The sequence below is a fragment of the Streptomyces sp. 135 genome, assembly GCF_020026305.1.
Taxonomy (GTDB): domain Bacteria; phylum Actinomycetota; class Actinomycetes; order Streptomycetales; family Streptomycetaceae; genus Streptomyces.
The window spans coordinates 2,198,752-2,214,961 of sequence record NZ_CP075691.1 but is presented as its reverse complement, the minus strand read 5'-3'; the positions used below and the strand labels follow the sequence as shown (position 1 = coordinate 2,214,961).

Sequence of the window (16,210 nt, the reverse complement as noted above, 5' to 3'; positions counted from 1 at the left end):
GCGGCAGGTGGCGTCGCGGGCTCAGCCTCGGCCGGTGCGGGGCATCTCCGGGGCTAGGGGGTGCGGGTCGTGGCCGTTCGGGGCGGGTTCCGCCCAGGCCGTGGTGATCCGCGGCAGCGCGTACGGATGGTGTTCCGTCAGCCACTGGATCAGCTGCTCGCGCACGGTGACCCGCACCGTCCAGACGTCGTCCGCGTCCTTGGCGGTGACCAGGGCGCGGACCTGCATCGTGCTCGGCGTCGTGTCCGTGACCGCGAGGCCCCAGTCCCTGCCGTCCCACGCCGCGCACTCGCGCAGGATGTCCCGGAGCTTCTCGCGCATCTCGTGGACCGGCGCGGAGTGGTCCAGGTGGAAGAAGACCGTGCCGGTCATCTGCGCGCCGCCACGGGACCAGTTCTCGAAGGGCCTGGACGTGAAATACGACACGGGCATCGTGATCCGGCGCTCGTCCCAGGTGCGGACGGCCAGGAAAGTGAGGGTGATCTCCTCCACGGTGCCCCACTCGCCCGCCACCACCACGGTGTCCCCGATCCGCACCATGTCGCCGAAGGCGATCTGCAGGCCCGCGAAGAGGTTGCCGAGGGTGGACTGGGCCGCGACACCGGCGACGATGCCGAGGATGCCGGCCGAGGCCAGCAGCGAGGTGCCCGCGGCCTGCATGGCGGGGAAGGTCAGCAGCATCGCGGCGACCGCCACGACGGCGACGATCGCGGTGACGACCCGCTGGATGAGCGTCACCTGCGTACGGACCCTGCGCACCCGGGCCGGATCGCGGTGGACCGCGGCGTAGCGGGCGTACGAGGACTCCACTATCGCCGCGGCGATCCGCACCACCAGCCAGGCCGTGGAGCCGATGAGCACGAGGGACAGGATCCGCCCGATGGCCTGCGAGTGGTTCCTGGCGAGCTCCGCGTGCCCGTAGGAGCCTCTCAGCAGGGCGGCGCACAGAACGACGTGGAAGGGCACCCGGCAGCGGCGCAGCAGACCCCACAGCGGGGTCTCGTGGTGCCGCTCGTCGGCCCGGCGCATGGCGAAGTCGACCAGCCAGCCGATCGCCACCGTGAGCACGACCGAGCCGCCGATCACGATCAACGGACGCAGTACGTTCTCCATGGCTCCGAGGGTAGGGGTACCGCGTCCGTACTTCCGCAGGCAGGGGTGCCAGGTGCATGACATTGAAACCGGGGTACCCGGCACGGATGGCACGATTGACCCCATGAACATCATGCTCTTCCACTCGACGTACGGGCTGCGGCCCGCGGTGCACGCGGCTGCGGACCGGCTGCGCGCCGCGGGGCACAAGGTGTGGACCCCCGATCTCTTCGAGGGGCGCACCTTCGACACCGTCGAGGAAGGCATGGCCTTTCAGGACGGGCTCGGCAAGGACGAACTCCTGAAGAGGGCGATCCTGGCCGCCGCCCCCTACTCCGAGCGAGGCCTCGTCTACGCGGGCTTCTCGCTCGGCGCCGCGACCGCGCAGACCCTCGCGCTCGGCGACGACAAGGCGCGCGGCCTGCTGCTCCTGCACGGCACCTCCGACATCGCGGAGAACGCGTCCGTGGACGGCCTGCCGGTGCAGCTGCACGTGGCGGAGCCCGACCCCTTCGAGTCGGACGACTGGCTGAGCGCGTGGTACCTGCGGATGGGGCGCGCCGGGGCCGACGTGGAGATCTACCGCTACGCGGGCGCCGGGCACCTCTTCACCGACCCGGACCTCGACGACTACGACGCCGAGGCGGCGGAGGCGACGTGGCGCACGGCGACCGGCTTCCTGGAGACGCTCTGACGGCCTCCGGCACGCCCCCGCGGGCTCAGCGCACCGGCTCGTGCACCCGCTCGACCTTCTGCGTGCCGCTGAGCGTGCGGTAGGAACGGACCCAGGACGACGTCGCCTTCGGGTCGGTCCGGTCGGAGAGGGCGTAGTAGTCCATCTGCGCGCGCTCGGCGGTGACGTCGAGGACGCCGTAGCCGTGCGAGTCCATGTCCAGCCACTTCACATGGCGGTTGGCCGCCTTGATGGCCGCCGCGGCCGCCAGCGAGACGGTGTGCGGGGCGACGTCGAGCATGTCGTCGATGTTGTCCGAACTCACCGAGGTGACCACGAACTCCGTGGCGACCGAGGGCGAGAGGGGGTACGTGGCCGCCGTGGCCGGCACGTTGTTCGCCCACGCCATGTGGATGTCACCGGTCAGGAAGACGGTGTCCTGGATCTTGTTGTCCCGCAGGTGGGCCAGGAGTTCCTTGCGGTCGTCCGTGTAGCCGTCCCACTGGTCGGTGTTGATGGCGAGGCCCTCCTTGGGCAGACCCAGCAACTCCGCGAGGGGCGCGAGGAGGTGCGCGGGCAGGGAGCCGAAGGCGACCGGCGAGATCATCACCGAGGTGCCGACCAGCTTCCAGGCGGCGCCCGAGGACGCGAGGCCCGCCTTCAGCCAGTCGAGCTGCGCGCGGCCCGTCAGCGTACGGTCCGGGTCGTCCACCGCGCCGCTGCCGGTGCCCGCCTGCTGGGAGCGGAAGGATCGCAGGTCGAGCAGGTGCAGATCGGCCAGCCTGCCGAAGCGGATACGGCGGTGGACCGTGCCCTCGGTCGAGGGGCGTACGGGCATCCACTCGAAGTACGCCTGCTTGGCCGCCGCCATGCGCTGCGCCCAAGGACCCTCGGACGCGCTGTGGTTGACGGCGCCGCCCGACCAGGTGTTGTCCGCGAACTCGTGGTCGTCCCAGATCGCGACGACCGGGTGCGCGGCGTGCATCGCCTGCGCGTCGGGGTCGGTCTTGTGCGCGCCGTGCCGGACGCGGTAGTCGGCGAGCGTGATGATCTCGTGCCGGGGCTCGTGCTGGCGTACGACGTCGTCGGCCGTCGGGTATTCACCGCTCCGGTACTCGTAGATGTAGTCCCCGAGGTGCAGGACCGCGTCGAGTTCGGTGCGGTCCGCGAGATGGCGGTACGCCGAGAAGTACCCCGCCTCCCAGTTGGCGCAGGAGACCACGCCGAACCGGACGCCGTGCGCGGTGGCTTCGTGCGCGGGAGTGGTGCGGGTGCGGCCCACGGGGGAGTGCACCGGGGAGGCGTCTCCTACGGAGAAGCGGAAGTAATAGGTGGTCGCCTGGCGCAAGCCCCTTACGTCGGCCTTGACCGTGTGGTCGGAGGCCGCCCGCGCGGTGGTGCTGCCCCTGCTGACGACTCTGGAGAAGCCCTTGTCCTCGGCTATCTCCCAACGCACCTCCGTATCGGGCCCCTTGCCCGACCCGGGCACGGCGTCCGGGGTGGGCGTCACCCGGGTCCACAGCAGGACGCCGTCGGGCAACGGATCACCGGAGGCGACACCGTGCAGGAAGGCGGGGCTCTCGGCGGCGTGTGCGAGGGATGCCGTGGCGAGTGGGGCCGCGAGTGCGGCGGTGGCGGCAACGGCCTTGACGACCGTGCGGCGACTGGGAGTTGAGGCACCTGTGGGTGCGGAAGGGAGGCTACTGGTCACGAGTGATCACATTACTGACCAGTATGGACGAAGAGCGGGCCAACGGGGAAAATTGGCCCGCTCTTCGGCGGAAGGCAGAGCGCCCGCTACTTCGTGACGCCCGCCGTCTTCAGCGCGGCCTTCCAGGCGTCCGGGGTCTTCGGCGTCTCGATCACCTTGCCGTTGACCTTGATCGTCGGGGTCGACTCCACGCCCTCGGCATCCTGGAAGGAGTCGCTCATCTTCACGGCCCAGGCGTCGTAGGTGCCCTTCTTGACGGCACTCTCGAACTTCTTGTTGTCCTTGAGCGCGTCGACCGTGTCGGCCACCTTGAGCAGCTCGTCGTCATCCGCGAACGTGTCGGTGGACTCCGACGGGTGGAACTTCGCGGAGTACAGGGCGGTCTTGAACTCGAGGAACGCGTCCGGGCTGACGTTCAGGGCGGCACCGAGCGCGCTCAGCGCGTTCTTCGAGCCCTCGCCGCCGAGGTTGTTGTCGAGGAACGTCCCGATGGTGAAGGACAGCTTGTAGTCGCCGTCCTTCATGCCCTTGTCGACCGCGGAGCCGATGGACTGCTCCATGGCCGCGCAGCCGGGGCAGCGCGGGTCCTCGTACAGGTGCACGGTGTTCTTGGTGGAGGACTTGCCGAGCGTGACCGTGGTGCCGTTCTTGCCCGAGGTGTTGGCCGGGGCGACCACCTTCGCGTCGGCGGCCTTCTCCCACTTCGAGGGGTCGCTCGGCTTGTTGCTCTGCATCACTGCGTAGCCGACGCCGCCGGCGATCGCGATGACGCCGACGATCGAGACGCCGACGATGGCCGCGCGCTTGCGCTTCTCCCGCTTCCGCTCGGCTTCCTGCTGAGCGCGGATCCGCTCACGGGCGGCGGACTTGGCGGCCTGGCTGTTGCGCTTGCTCATGATCTTTTCTCCGTGTGGGTCAACTGCGTGGGGGTGCCGTACTCGTGCTCAGGCGAAGATCGCCGAGCGCGGCGGTCCACGCCGCCCCACGAAGTGCACCAGCAGGCGCGTGGCGGTGACGCGCGCCCGGCGCTCGGGGCGCGGCAGGCGGCGTACGGGAGTGCGCGGCACGATCACCGAGGCGACCGCGAGCAGCAGCGGCCGGAACGACGCCGCGGCGACCGCGCGCAGGAGCTGGGCCAGGGCCCGCTCACCGCGGCGCAGCCACGCCGCCGCCAGGAGCCCCACGCCGACGTGCGCCCCGAGCAGCAGCCAGGCGGCGCCCGGGTCGGCGTCGGCGAGCAGCGCCGCGGCGCCGCCGTGGCCGTCCGCGGTCATCCGGGCCAGCGGTGTCCCGACGGGCGTGCCACCGCACAGCACGTCGAAGCCGACGGAGCGCAGCGGGCCGGCGACCGGGCCGCCCGCCTCGCCGTAACAGACGTGCTGGCCGGCGGTGAACACCGTGTCGGCCGCCAGCTCCAGCGGGATCAGCAGGGCGGCGATCCGTCCGTAGCCGCGCTCGCGGCCCGCCAGCGCGTACGCGAGGACGAAGACGGCGGCGGCGATCGCCGCGACGGTGGTCAGCGGCAGGGGGACCCGGGACAGCAGCACGTGCGACGCGGCGGAGAGCGTCACGACGAGTGCCGTGAACAGCGCCGCGCGCACGGCTCTGAGCTGGGTCCCGGATATGTCCATCGCGGAGGAGTGTGCCATGGGTTCCTGTAGGAGCGCCCTCAAGGGTGCCTATGAGTTCCGCATCGGCACCCGGGGCGGCTACAGGCCCGGGATCCGGCCGTTGCGGAACAGGTCGACGAAGATCTGGTGGTCGCCACGCGCGCGTGCCCCGTAGGTGTGCGCGAAGTCCACGAGCAGCTCACCGAAGCCGCCCTCGTCGGCCGCGATCGCGGCGTCGATGGCACGCTCCGTGGAGAACGGCACCAGGTCCGAGTGCCCGCTCTCGTCGTCCGCCGCGGCGTGCATCGTGGCGGTGGCGCGGCCCAGGTCGGCGACGACCTCCGAGATCTCCTCCAGGTCGTCGATGTCCGACCAGTCCAGGTCCACCGCGTACGGCGACACCTCGGCGACCAGCTGGCCCGCGCCGTCCAGCTCCGTCCAGCCGAGCCACGGGTCGGCGTGCGCCTGGAGCGCGCGCTGCGAGATGACCGTGCGGTGCCCCTCGTGCTGGAAGTAGCCGCGCACCGCCGGGTCCGTGATGTGCCGCGAGACGGCCGGGGTCTGCGCCTGCTTGAGGTAGATCACGACGTCGTTCTCCAGGGCGTCGCTGTTGCCCTCCAGGAGGATGTTGTACGACGGCAGGCCCGCCGAGCCGATGCCGATGCCGCGCCGGCCCACCACGTCCTTCACGCGGTAGGAGTCGGGGCGGGTGAGCGAGGACTCCGGCAGCGTCTCCAGATAGCCGTCGAAGGCCGCGAGGACCTTGTAGCGCGTGGCGGCGTCCAGCTCGATGGAGCCGCCGCCCGGCGCGAAGCGGCGCTCGAAGTCGCGGATCTCGGTCATCGAGTCCAGCAGCCCGAAGCGGGTCAGGGAGCGCGCGTCGCGCAGCGCGTCCAGGAGGGGGCCCTGGGCGGTGTCCAGCGTGAAGGGCGGCACCTCGTCGCTCTTGGCGCCGGTCGCGAGGTCGTGGATGCGCTCGCGGTACGCCGCGGCGTAGATCCGCACCAGGTCGGAGATCTGCTCGTCGCTGAGCGCCTTCGAGTAGCCGATCAGGGCCACGGAGGCGGCGAAGCGCTTCAGGTCCCAGGTGAAGGGGCCTACGTACGCCTCGTCGAAGTCGTTCACGTTGAAGATCAGGCGGCCCTGGGCGTCCATGTACGTGCCGAAGTTCTCGGCGTGCAGGTCGCCGTGGATCCACACCCGGCCCGTGCGGTCGTCCAGGTAGGGCCCGCCGTGCTGCTCGCGCTCCAGGTCGGCGTAGAACAGGCAGGCCGTGCCGCGGTAGAACGCGAAGGCGGAGGAGGCCATCTTGCGGAACTTCACCCGGAACGCGGCGGGGTCCGCGGCAAGCAGCTCGCCGAACGCGGTGCCGAAGACGGCGAGGATCTGCTCGCCGCGCTGATCGGCCGTGGGCTGCGGGACGGACATCGCTGGGTGCCTCCTGGTTACAGGGTCGTGCGGGACAGTGGTGGACGGGTGGGGGCGGAGATTCCGCCCGTACCGGGCAGGCGCTCCGCCCCTTCCAACGCACGACCGTACTCCCGAGTGCCCGCCCGCTGTCAGTGCCCCGGATTAGACTTCACCGCTGTCCCCCAGACTGCCCGCAGCCTGTCACCAACCGTTCTCCGGAGGCCTCCTACCGTGACCAAGCCGCCCTTCACGCACCTGCACGTGCACACCCAGTACTCGCTGCTTGACGGTGCCGCGCGGCTCAAGGACATGTTCAACGCGTGCAATGAAATGGGCATGACGCACATCGCCATGTCCGACCACGGCAACCTCCACGGTGCGTACGACTTCTTCCACTCGGCGCAGAAGGCGGGCGTGACGCCGATCATCGGCATCGAGGCGTATGTGGCGCCGGAGTCGCGGCGCAACAAGCGGAAGATCCAGTGGGGCCAGCCGCACCAGAAGCGCGACGACGTGTCCGGTTCCGGTGGCTACACCCACAAGACGATCTGGGCGGCGAACAAGACGGGCCTGCACAACCTCTTCCGCCTCTCCTCGGACGCGTACGCGGAAGGCTGGCTCCAGAAGTGGCCGCGTATGGACAAGGAGACGATCTCCCAGTGGTCGGAGGGGCTCATCGCCTCCACCGGCTGCCCCTCCGGTGAGCTGCAGACCCGGCTGCGTCTCGGGCAGTTCGACGAGGCGCTGAAGTCGGCCGCGGAGTACCAGGAGATCTTCGGCAAGGACCGGTACTTCCTGGAGCTGATGGACCACGGCATCGAGATCGAGCGCCGGGTCCGTGACGGCCTGCTGGAGATCGGCAAGAAGCTCGGCATCCCGCCCCTGGTGACGAACGACTCGCACTACACGTACGCGCACGAGTCGACCGCCCACGACGCCCTGCTCTGCATCCAGACCGGCAAGAACCTCTCGGACCCGGACCGCTTCCGCTTCGACGGCACCGGTTACTACCTGAAGTCGACCGACGAGATGTACGCGATCGACTCCTCGGACGCCTGGCAGGAGGGCTGCCGCAACACGCTCCTGGTGGCGGAGCAGATCGACACCACGGGGATGTTCGAGAAGCGCGACCTGATGCCGAAGTTCGACATCCCCGAGGGCTTCACCGAGGTCACCTGGTTCCAGGAGGAGGTCCGCCGCGGCATGGCGCGCCGCTACCCGGGCGGCGTCCCGGAGGACCGCCAGAAGCAGGCCGAGTACGAGATGGACATCATCATCCAGATGGGGTTCCCGGGGTACTTCCTGGTGGTCGCCGACTTCATCATGTGGGCCAAGAACAACGGCATCGCGGTGGGCCCCGGCCGAGGCTCCGCGGCCGGCTCGATCGTCGCGTACGCCATGGGCATCACCGACCTCGACCCGATCACACACGGCCTGATCTTCGAGCGGTTCCTCAACCCCGAGCGCGTCTCCATGCCCGATGTCGACATCGACTTCGACGAGCGCAGGCGCGTCGAAGTGATCAGGTACGTGACGGAGAAGTACGGCGCCGACAAGGTCGCCATGATCGGCACGTACGGAAAGATCAAGGCGAAGAACGCCATCAAGGACTCCGCGCGCGTGCTCGGATATCCGTACGCGATGGGCGACCGCCTCACCAAGGCCATGCCCGCCGACGTCCTCGGCAAGGGCATCGACCTCGACGGCATCACCAACCCCAGCCACCCGCGCTACAGCGAGGCGGGCGAGATCCGGGGGATGTACGAGAACGAGCCGGACGTGAAGAAGGTCATCGACACCGCCAAGGGCGTGGAGGGCCTGGTCCGGCAGATGGGCGTGCACGCGGCCGGCGTGATCATGTCCAGCGAGCCGATCGTCGACCACGCCCCGATCTGGGTGCGCCACACCGACGGCGTGACCATCACGCAGTGGGACTACCCCCAGTGCGAGTCGCTCGGCCTGCTCAAGATGGACTTCCTGGGCCTGCGCAACCTCACCATCATGGACGACGCCGTCAAGATGGTGAAGGCCAACAAGGGCATCGAGCTGGAGATGCTCTCCCTGCCGCTCGACGACCCGAAGACCTTCGAACTGCTCTGCCGCGGTGACACCCTCGGCGTCTTCCAGTTCGACGGCGGCCCGATGCGCTCGCTGCTGCGCCAGATGCAGCCCGACAACTTCGAGGACATTTCCGCCGTCTCGGCCCTGTACCGGCCGGGCCCGATGGGCATGAACTCGCACACGAACTACGCCGAGCGCAAGAACGGCCGCCAGGAGATCACGCCGATCCACCCGGAGCTCGAAGAGCCCCTGAAGGAGACGCTCGGCCTCACCTACGGCCTCATCGTGTACCAGGAGCAGGTGCAGAAGGCCGCCCAGATCGTCGCGGGCTACAGCCTCGGCGAAGCCGACATCCTGCGCCGCGTGATGGGCAAGAAGAAGCCCGAGGAGCTGGAGAAGAACTTCGTCCTCTTCCAGGCGGGCGCCCGGAAGAACGGCTATTCCGACGAGGCCATCCAGGCCCTGTGGGACGTCCTGGTCCCCTTCGCCGGCTACGCCTTCAACAAGGCGCACTCCTCCGCGTACGGCCTGGTCACCTACTGGACCGCCTACCTCAAGGCGAACTACCCGGCCGAGTACATGGCCGCGCTGCTCACCTCGGTGAAGGACGACAAGGACAAGTCGGCCGTCTACCTCAACGAGTGCCGCCGCATGGGCATCAAGGTCCTCCCGCCGAACGTGAACGAGTCCGTGCACAACTTCGCCGCGCAGGGCGACGACGTGATCCTCTTCGGCCTGGAGGCGGTCCGCAACGTCGGTACGAACGTGGTGGAGTCGATCATCCGTTCGCGCAAGGCCAAGGGGAAGTTCACCTCCTTCCCCGACTACCTCGACAAGGTCGAGGCGGCCGCCTGCAACAAGCGCACCACGGAGTCGCTCATCAAGGCGGGCGCCTTCGACACGATGGGCCACACCCGCAAGGGCCTGACCGCGCAGTACGAGCCGATGATCGACAACGTGGTCGCGGTGAAGCGGAAGGAGGCCGAGGGCCAGTTCGACCTCTTCGGAGGGATGGGGGACGAGAGCGGCGGCGACGAGCCGGGCTTCGGTCTCGACGTGGAGTTCTCCGAGGACGAGTGGGAGAAGACGTACCTGCTCGCCCAGGAGCGCGAGATGCTCGGCCTGTACGTCTCCGACCACCCGCTCTTCGGCCTGGAGCACGTGCTGTCCGACAAGGCCGACGCGGGCATCGGGCAGCTCACCGGCGGCGACTTCTCCGACGGCTCGGTCGTCACCATCGGCGGCATCATCTCCGGCCTCCAGCGCAAGATGACCAAGCAGGGCAACGCCTGGGCCATCGCCACCGTCGAGGACCTCGCCGGTTCCATCGAGTGCATGTTCTTCCCCGCGACGTACCAGCTGGTGTCGACCCAGCTCGTCGAGGACGCCGTGGTCTTCGTCAAGGGCCGGCTCGACAAGCGCGAGGACGTGCCGCGGCTCGTCGCGATGGAGCTCCAGGTCCCCGACCTGTCGAACGCGGGCACCAACGCCCCCGTGGTGATCACCATCCCGACCGTCAAGGTCAGCCCGCCGATGGTGACCCGCCTCGGTGAGGTCCTCAGCCACCACCGCGGCAACAGCGAGGTGCGGATCAAGCTCCAGGGGGCGCAGAAGACCACGGTCCTGCGGCTCGACCGGCACCGCGTGAAGCCGGACCCCGCGCTCTTCGGCGACCTCAAGGTGCTGCTCGGCCCGTCCTGCCTGGCGGGCTGACCGGCAGCCGCCGCGGCGGACGAAAGCACGAGGGGCGCACCCGGACCGGGTGCGCCCCTCAGTCGTGCCTCAATGTGCGTCAGTTGTGGCCGAAGCGGCGCTGGTGCTTACGCGCAACATCAGCGGGGCTGCCCTGCGGCTGCGACTCCATCGGCGACTGGGCCTCGGCGGCGGCCGACTTGGCCTGCTCCGACGCCCGCTCGGCCGCCGAGGCGCGGTTCTCCTGGCTGCCCTGCTTGCGATTCCTGTTCTTGGCCATGGTGATCTTCCTCCTGAGGGGAATCCGGGGGCCATGACGCGATCAGACTCACATAGGACGACAAAACGCGCATTTCGGAAAATTACCGTGCGTGATAAGTGCTCTCCTCAAACGAAGCGGTGATACGCCACGCCGAAGATCGAGTTCCGGCCGTTAACCTCCGCCAGGTCGGGCAGACTCGAAGCAGACCCGACGCGGCCCCGCACCCGCACCCCTGATTCATCTCCGTCACAGGGTGTGTCCGCGGGCCTTCGAGGGAACGTCCAGGAACCTCCGGGCACTTTCAGGAACTGCCGCCGAAGGCCGGGAGAACCTCCAGGGAAAGAGGGTGGATCGCGTGGACCGCTGCATCGTCCTGGTGGACGCCGGGTATCTGCTGGGTGCCGCCGCGAGTCTCCTCGCGGGCGAACCGTCCAGGTCCCGGATCACCGTCGATCACACCGCCCTGATCCACGGTCTGCGCGAGCGCGCGGAGTCCGACACGGAGCGCCAGCTGCTGCGCATCTACTGGTTCGACGGCGCCCCCGACCGCGTACCCCAGCCCGAACACCGGCGGCTGCGCGTCATGCCCCGCGTGACCGTCCGGCTCGGCGCCCTGACCCGCAGCGACGGGCGCTGGGCGCAGAAGGGCGTGGACGCCGCGATGCACGCCGAGCTGACCGAGCTGGCCCGCAACCGCGCCTGCTCCGACATCGTGCTCGTCACCGGCGACGGGGATCTGCTGCCGGGCATGATGGCTGCCAAGGAGCACGGCGTCGCCGTCCACCTGTGGGCCGTGCAGGCCGCCGACGGCGACTACAACCAGTCCGAGGACCTGGTCGCCGAGGCCGACGAGCGGCGCGTGCTCGACCGCGCGTGGATCACCAAGGCCGTACGCCCCAAGGAACTCACCGGCATCTGCGCCCCGCCGCCCGCCCCGCGCCCCGAGATCGCCGCGATCCTCTCCGCGCCGCTCCCGGAGTCCGCGCTCGCCGCCGCGGCCCAGCGCGCCGAGGAGGAGGCCGCCCCCGCCCGCCACTCCGACGCCACCTCCAACGGCCGGGAGCCCGGCGAGCACCGCGCCCCCGCGGGCAGAACCGTGCCCACCCCCAAGGACCTGGCCGCCCTGCGCGGCCCCGGCACCCACACCGCCGCCCCCCAGCACCCCACCAACGCCACGCTGCGCTGGTCCTCCGACAAGGGCTGGGTCGAGCGGCCCGGCGGCGCGCCCGAGGGCACCGAGGCCGCCGCGCTGCCCACCCTCGCCCAGCTGACGACGGCCGAGCAGCGCTGGGCCGACCGCGAGGAGGACATCACCACGGTCGGCGGCGACCCGTATGAAGTAGGACAGGTGTTCGCGCGGCGCTGGATGGCGCGCCTCCCCGAACAGCACAACCTCCAGAAGCTGTCGACGATGTACCCCCGCATCCCGCACCGCATCGACGGCGAGCTGCTGCGCTACGCGGCGCGCTTCGGTCTCCTCGCCCACAAGGACGACCAGATCGACGAGCACGACCGGTACGCGATCCGGGCCGGTTTCTGGCGGGAGATCGACGTGCGGACGGCCGCCGAACACGCGCCCGCGGGAGACCGGGCAGGTGACTGATACGGGGCGTACGGGGCGCCCCGGGCGTCATCCGCACCCGCGGACCCCGTACTCTCGTCCTTCGTGAGTACGCGCCCGGCACCGGCAGTCCGACAGGGACTCCGTCAGGAACACGGCATCGAGGCCGTCTGCGCGGTGCGCGACCTGGTCAAGACCTACCCCGCCGCCCGCGGCGGGCGCGGCCGGCCCGCGACGCCCGAGATCCGCGCCACCGACGGCATCTGCCTGACGGTGCGGCGCGGCGAGATCTTCGGCCTGCTCGGCCCCAACGGCGCCGGCAAGTCCACCCTCGTACGCCAGCTGACCGGGCTCATGCGGCCCGACAGCGGCGGCGTCGACATCCTCGGGCACGACATCGTGCGCCACCCCGAACGGGCCGCGCGGCTCCTCGCCTACCTGGGACAGGAGTCCACCGCGCTCGACGAGCTGACGGTGTCGCTCGCCGTCGAGACGACCGCGCGGCTGCGCGGCCTCGACGTACGCCGGGCGCGGGCCGAGCGGGACGCGGTCCTGGAGGAGCTGGAGCTCACCGCGCTGGCCGCGCGTCCGCTGAAGAAGCTCTCCGGCGGGCAGCGGCGGCTCGCCTGCTTCGCCACCGCGCTGGTGGGGGAGCGGCCGCTGCTGGTCCTCGACGAACCGACCACCGGCATGGACCCCGTCGCACGCCGTGCCGTATGGGCGGCGATCGACTGGCGCAGGGCCGAGCGCGGCACGACCGTGCTGCTCGTCACGCACAACGTCATCGAGGCGGAGACCGTGCTCGACCGGGTCGCCGTGCTCGACCAGGGCAAGGTCATCGCCTGCGACAGTCCGGCCGGGCTCAAGGAGAAGGTCGCCGACGAGGTGCGCGTGGAACTGGTGTGGCGGGAGCGGGCCCCCCTGGACGTCCCCGAGGTGGCCGCGCTGCGCTCCTGTGCCGTCGAGTCGGGGCGGCGGTGGTCCCTGCGGCTCGCTCCCGACGAGGCACGGGCGGCCGTGGCGGCGGTCACCGGCGGGGCAGCCTTCGCCGCGCTGGACGACTTCACCGTGGCCACGCCCAGCCTGGAGGACGTCTATCTCGCGCTGGGCGGACGTGGGCGGGGGTTGGTGAAGGCGTGACGCACCCCGCATCGAACGGTGAGCGAACAGACAGGTACCTGAGCAGGAAGGACGTTCGGTGAGCGCGGTTCCTTTGGAAGCCGCTGTGCGGGCCGACAGCGTACGCCCGGAGCAGGAAGCCGACGGCCCGGCGCCCCTCGGGCCCCCCGCCCGTCTCTTCCCGGCGCTCTCGGCCGTCTACCGCGCCCAGCTGTCCCGCGCGCGGGTCGCCCGGATACCGCTGCTCTTCGTGGCGACCTTCCAGTCCGTCGGCATCATGATCCTGATGCGCGGCGTCGTCGACGGCGGCGGCGAGGCGCGTGCCGTGGTCGCCGGGTCGTCCGTGCTCGTCGTCGCGTTCGTCGCCCTGAACCTCCTCGCGCAGTACTTCGGGCAGCTCCGCGCCGACGGCGGGCTCGACCACTACGCCACGCTGCCCGTGCCGCCCGCCGCCGTGGTGCTGGGCGCCGCCGCCGCTTACGCCTCGTTCACGGTGCCCGGCACCCTCGTCACGGCGGTCGTCGGGTGCGGGCTCTTCGGGCTTCCGCTCACCCACCTGTGGGTGCTCCTCGCGGTGATCCCGCTCGCCGGGGCCGCCCTCGCGGGGCTCGGCGCCGCGCTCGGTCTGCTCGCGCCGCGGCCGGAACTGGCCACGCTGCTCGGCCAGATGGGCATGTCGGCGGCGCTGCTGCTCGGCGTGCTCCCCGCCGAGCGCATGCCGACGCTGCTCCAGTACGCGCGTGACCTGCTGCCCTCGACGTACGGAGTGGAGGCCTTCGCCCGTACGTTCGATCCGGAGCCGGATTGGGCTGTCGTCGCCCTGGATCTGGCCGTCTGCGCGGGGGTCGGCGTGGCCTCGCTCGCCGTCGCCACGTGGGCGTACCGCCGAGCGGCCGTCCGGTGACGCGCCGCACAGGGACTGCTGGCACGATGTGTGGGTGACCGCACCGCTGACACCCTCCCAACCGCCGCACCACCAGCCCTCGAACGACCCCTGGCAGACAGCCCCGCACCCGGCGGGAGCGACGTCTCCGTACGGATACGAGGAGGACGGGCCCGGCATGAAGAACGAAGCGCTCCAGGCCGTGGCGGTCATGGTCGCGGTCGCCGTCAGCGGCGTACTGCTCGGGCTGCTGTGGGTGTGGCTCTCCCCGCGCGTGCCGCTCATCTCGGACGGTCAGACCGTGTACCTCAAGGACACCGAGGGAGAGCAGGCGATCGGGGTCGACGGAACGTTCACTCTGCTCGCGCTCGGCTTCGGTCTCGTCAGCGGCGTGGTCGCCTTCCTGCTGCGCAAGAGCGGCGGCGTCCCGCTCGTCGCGGGGCTCGCGCTCGGCAGCCTGCTGGGTGCCCTGCTGGCGTGGCGGGCCGGGATCTGGCTCGGCCCGCAGACGGATGTGGTCGCGCACGCCAAGGCGGTCGGCAAGGGAGTCGTCTTCGACGCGCCCCTCGACCTGAAGGCCAAGGGCACCCTCCTGGCCTGGCCGGTGGCCGCGCTGGCCGTGCACCTCGGCCTCACCGCGCTGTTCGGGCCCCGGGACCCGGAGCCGTACCCCGTGCCCTACGGAGAGCCCCGCGGCGAGGCCCACTCATCCGCCGAGGGCACGGGCACGGGGCTCTGAGTCAGGCGGGGCGCCTGCCGTGATTGGCCTTGCGCTTCTTCGCCCGCCACTTCCGCATGCGCGTCTTCTTCGACATGCTCCCGGTACTAGTCCCGCACCGGGCAGGTGTCGAGGCGCCTTTCAGGCCGTGCGTCCGACGGGCGCCAGTACCGCCCCGGTGAGCTCCGCCAGGTCGCCCGGCGCGAGCTCCACCTCCAGGCCCCGGCGGCCCGCCGAGACGCAGATCGTGGCGTGCGCCGACGCCGAGTCGTCCAGGACCGTACGCAGCCTCTTGCGCTGGCCGAGCGGGGAGATGCCGCCCCGCACATAACCGGTGGTGCGTTCGGCCGCCGCCGGGTCGGCCATCACGGCGCGCTTGCCCCCGACCGCGGCGGCCAGCGCCTTGAGGTCCAGGGAGCCCGCGACCGGCACGACGGCGACGGTCAGCTCGCCGTCGACCTCCGCGACCAGCGTCTTGAAGACCCGGTCCGGAGAGACGCCCATGGCCTGCGCGGCCTCCTCGCCGTACGAGGGATGGGCCGGGTCGTGCTCGTAGGCGTGGACCGTGAAGGCGGTGCCCGCCGCGGTCAGCGCCACCGTCGCCGGGGTCCCGGCCCCGCCCGCCTGCTTCTTCTGCTTCTTCGCCAAGGTGATGCGCCTTTGCATGCGTCAGTTGAGGCTGGTCGTCCCGCGCGTCAGCTCCGTCGCGGGCAGCGAGGGCAGGTTACGGATGATGGCGGTCTCGGCGCGCAGCAATTTCAGCTCGTCCCGCAGCCGCGCCGCGGTGTCCGGCGCCTCCAGGAGCCGCTGCTTGGTCGGGGTGTCCAGGACGGCCGCCGCCGCGACCAGGTACGACACCACGGACGGCTCGTCCGGCAGCTCCGCCCCCGTCGTCAGCGAGCGTTCCCGCGCCCCCGCCAGCCGCTTCTGGTAGGCCCGGAAGGCGCGCAGGACACCCTCCGCGAGCGTGCCCGCCCCCTCGCCCGGCTCCTCCGGCACCTCCTCGACCTCGGCGGTGAGGAAGGCCCCGGAGGCGTCGACCGACAGGATCCGCACCCGCGTGGTGCCGGTGGCGAGGACCTCGAAACCGCCGTCGGCGCGCTCCCTGATCGTCGCCGCGTCCGCCACGCAGCCCACGGTGTGGAAGGCCTTGACCGGGTCGTCGCCGAAGCCCGCGGCGGGGCCGTGCTCGGGCAGCGCCGTCTGGTCGGGGAGGCCGGGCGCGCTGGGCGCCACCTCCAGGCCGTCGCGGATGGCGACGACGGCGAACTGGCGCTGCTCCTCCTCGGGGGACTTGAGCAGCTCGCGCATCATGGCGCGATATCGCTCCTCGAAGACGTTCAGCGGCAGGACGAGGCCGGGGAACAGCACCGAGTTGAGCGGGAAGAGCGGAAGCCGGATGGTCACGACCGGCAAGC

The 16,210-nt window shown here is 70.8% G+C and carries 14 protein-coding genes; 6 read left to right on the top strand and 8 right to left on the bottom strand.

Translation table 11 applies throughout. The features are described 5' to 3' along the window. Window positions 1–21 precede the first annotated feature (21 nt). Window positions 22–1,113 (bottom strand): mechanosensitive ion channel domain-containing protein, encoded by a 1,092-nt coding sequence (locus KKZ08_RS10000; RefSeq protein ID WP_223774112.1) that lies wholly within the window; start codon window positions 1,111–1,113, stop codon window positions 22–24. Window positions 1,114–1,216: 103 nt separating this feature from the next. Here KKZ08_RS10000 and KKZ08_RS09995 point away from each other — a divergent pair, with 103 nt between their 5' ends. Further along, window positions 1,217–1,786 (top strand): dienelactone hydrolase family protein, encoded by a 570-nt coding sequence (locus KKZ08_RS09995; protein WP_223774111.1) that lies wholly within the window; start codon window positions 1,217–1,219, stop codon window positions 1,784–1,786. Window positions 1,787–1,811: 25 nt separating this feature from the next. Here KKZ08_RS09995 and KKZ08_RS09990 read toward each other — a convergent pair whose 3' ends face one another. From KKZ08_RS09990 to KKZ08_RS09975, 4 genes are all read right to left on the bottom strand, one after another. Next, a complete protein-coding gene (locus tag KKZ08_RS09990; RefSeq protein WP_223774110.1) occupies window positions 1,812–3,476 on the bottom strand; it encodes an alkaline phosphatase D family protein in 1,665 nt (554 codons plus the stop codon). An 86-nt stretch (window positions 3,477–3,562) separates the two neighbouring features. Continuing rightward, window positions 3,563–4,372, bottom strand: a complete 810-nt coding sequence (locus KKZ08_RS09985) for a DsbA family protein (protein WP_223774109.1) — start codon at window positions 4,370–4,372, stop codon at window positions 3,563–3,565. Window positions 4,373–4,420: 48 nt separating this feature from the next. Then, the gene (locus tag KKZ08_RS09980) at window positions 4,421–5,107 is read right to left on the bottom strand and encodes a hypothetical protein (RefSeq protein ID WP_223778984.1); all 687 of its coding nucleotides are present in this window, start codon (window positions 5,105–5,107) and stop codon (window positions 4,421–4,423) included. Window positions 5,108–5,185: 78 nt separating this feature from the next. Next, complete coding sequence (locus KKZ08_RS09975) at window positions 5,186–6,514, bottom strand: DUF2252 domain-containing protein (protein ID WP_223774108.1); 1,329 nt, start codon at window positions 6,512–6,514, stop codon at window positions 5,186–5,188. Window positions 6,515–6,727: 213 nt separating this feature from the next. Here KKZ08_RS09975 and dnaE point away from each other — a divergent pair, with 213 nt between their 5' ends. Then, on the top strand, window positions 6,728–10,270 hold the full coding sequence (gene dnaE / locus KKZ08_RS09970) for a DNA polymerase III subunit alpha (RefSeq protein WP_223774107.1): 3,543 nt from the start codon (window positions 6,728–6,730) through the stop codon (window positions 10,268–10,270). Between the two features lie 79 nt (window positions 10,271–10,349). On the opposite strand, the gene KKZ08_RS09965 is transcribed toward dnaE, so the two are convergent. Further along, window positions 10,350–10,529 (bottom strand): hypothetical protein, encoded by a 180-nt coding sequence (locus KKZ08_RS09965; RefSeq protein ID WP_223774106.1) that lies wholly within the window; start codon window positions 10,527–10,529, stop codon window positions 10,350–10,352. A gap of 337 nt (window positions 10,530–10,866) precedes the next feature. Between KKZ08_RS09965 and KKZ08_RS09960 the strand changes: the two genes are divergently transcribed. From KKZ08_RS09960 to KKZ08_RS09945, 4 genes are all read left to right on the top strand, one after another. Then, window positions 10,867–12,114, top strand: coding sequence for an NYN domain-containing protein (locus KKZ08_RS09960; RefSeq protein WP_223774105.1), 1,248 nt, complete (start codon window positions 10,867–10,869; stop codon window positions 12,112–12,114). 117 nt (window positions 12,115–12,231) lie between these two features. Next, window positions 12,232–13,212 (top strand): ABC transporter ATP-binding protein, encoded by a 981-nt coding sequence (locus tag KKZ08_RS09955; RefSeq protein WP_223778983.1) that lies wholly within the window; start codon window positions 12,232–12,234, stop codon window positions 13,210–13,212. Window positions 13,213–13,297: 85 nt separating this feature from the next. Continuing rightward, window positions 13,298–14,095, top strand: coding sequence for an ABC transporter permease (locus KKZ08_RS09950; RefSeq protein WP_223778982.1), 798 nt, complete (start codon window positions 13,298–13,300; stop codon window positions 14,093–14,095). Window positions 14,096–14,129: 34 nt separating this feature from the next. Then, a complete protein-coding gene (locus tag KKZ08_RS09945; protein ID WP_223774104.1) occupies window positions 14,130–14,813 on the top strand; it encodes a DUF2567 domain-containing protein in 684 nt (227 codons plus the stop codon). Window positions 14,814–14,933: 120 nt separating this feature from the next. On the opposite strand, the gene ybaK is transcribed toward KKZ08_RS09945, so the two are convergent. Together ybaK and KKZ08_RS09935 are read right to left on the bottom strand one after the other, a co-directional pair. Continuing rightward, complete coding sequence (gene ybaK, locus KKZ08_RS09940; RefSeq protein WP_223774103.1) at window positions 14,934–15,440, bottom strand: Cys-tRNA(Pro) deacylase; 507 nt, start codon at window positions 15,438–15,440, stop codon at window positions 14,934–14,936. A 21-nt stretch (window positions 15,441–15,461) separates the two neighbouring features. Beyond that, window positions 15,462–16,208: an LON peptidase substrate-binding domain-containing protein gene (locus tag KKZ08_RS09935; protein ID WP_223774102.1), complete on the bottom strand. Its 747-nt coding sequence runs from the start codon at window positions 16,206–16,208 to the stop codon at window positions 15,462–15,464. Between the last annotated feature and the right edge of the window lie 2 nt (window positions 16,209–16,210).

What these genes read in the sequence shown, in the direction of transcription:
- KKZ08_RS10000 (WP_223774112.1), bottom strand. Translation starts at nt 1,113, where the DNA reads ATGGAGAACGTACTGCGTCCGTTGATCGTGATCGGCGGCTCGGTCGTG.
- KKZ08_RS09995 (WP_223774111.1), top strand. Translation starts at nt 1,217, where the DNA reads ATGAACATCATGCTCTTCCACTCGACGTACGGGCTGCGGCCCGCGGTG.
- KKZ08_RS09985 (WP_223774109.1), bottom strand. Translation starts at nt 4,372, where the DNA reads ATGAGCAAGCGCAACAGCCAGGCCGCCAAGTCCGCCGCCCGTGAGCGG.
- KKZ08_RS09980 (WP_223778984.1), bottom strand. Translation starts at nt 5,107, where the DNA reads ATGGACATATCCGGGACCCAGCTCAGAGCCGTGCGCGCGGCGCTGTTC.
- KKZ08_RS09975 (WP_223774108.1), bottom strand. Translation starts at nt 6,514, where the DNA reads ATGTCCGTCCCGCAGCCCACGGCCGATCAGCGCGGCGAGCAGATCCTC.
- KKZ08_RS09965 (WP_223774106.1), bottom strand. Translation starts at nt 10,529, where the DNA reads ATGGCCAAGAACAGGAATCGCAAGCAGGGCAGCCAGGAGAACCGCGCC.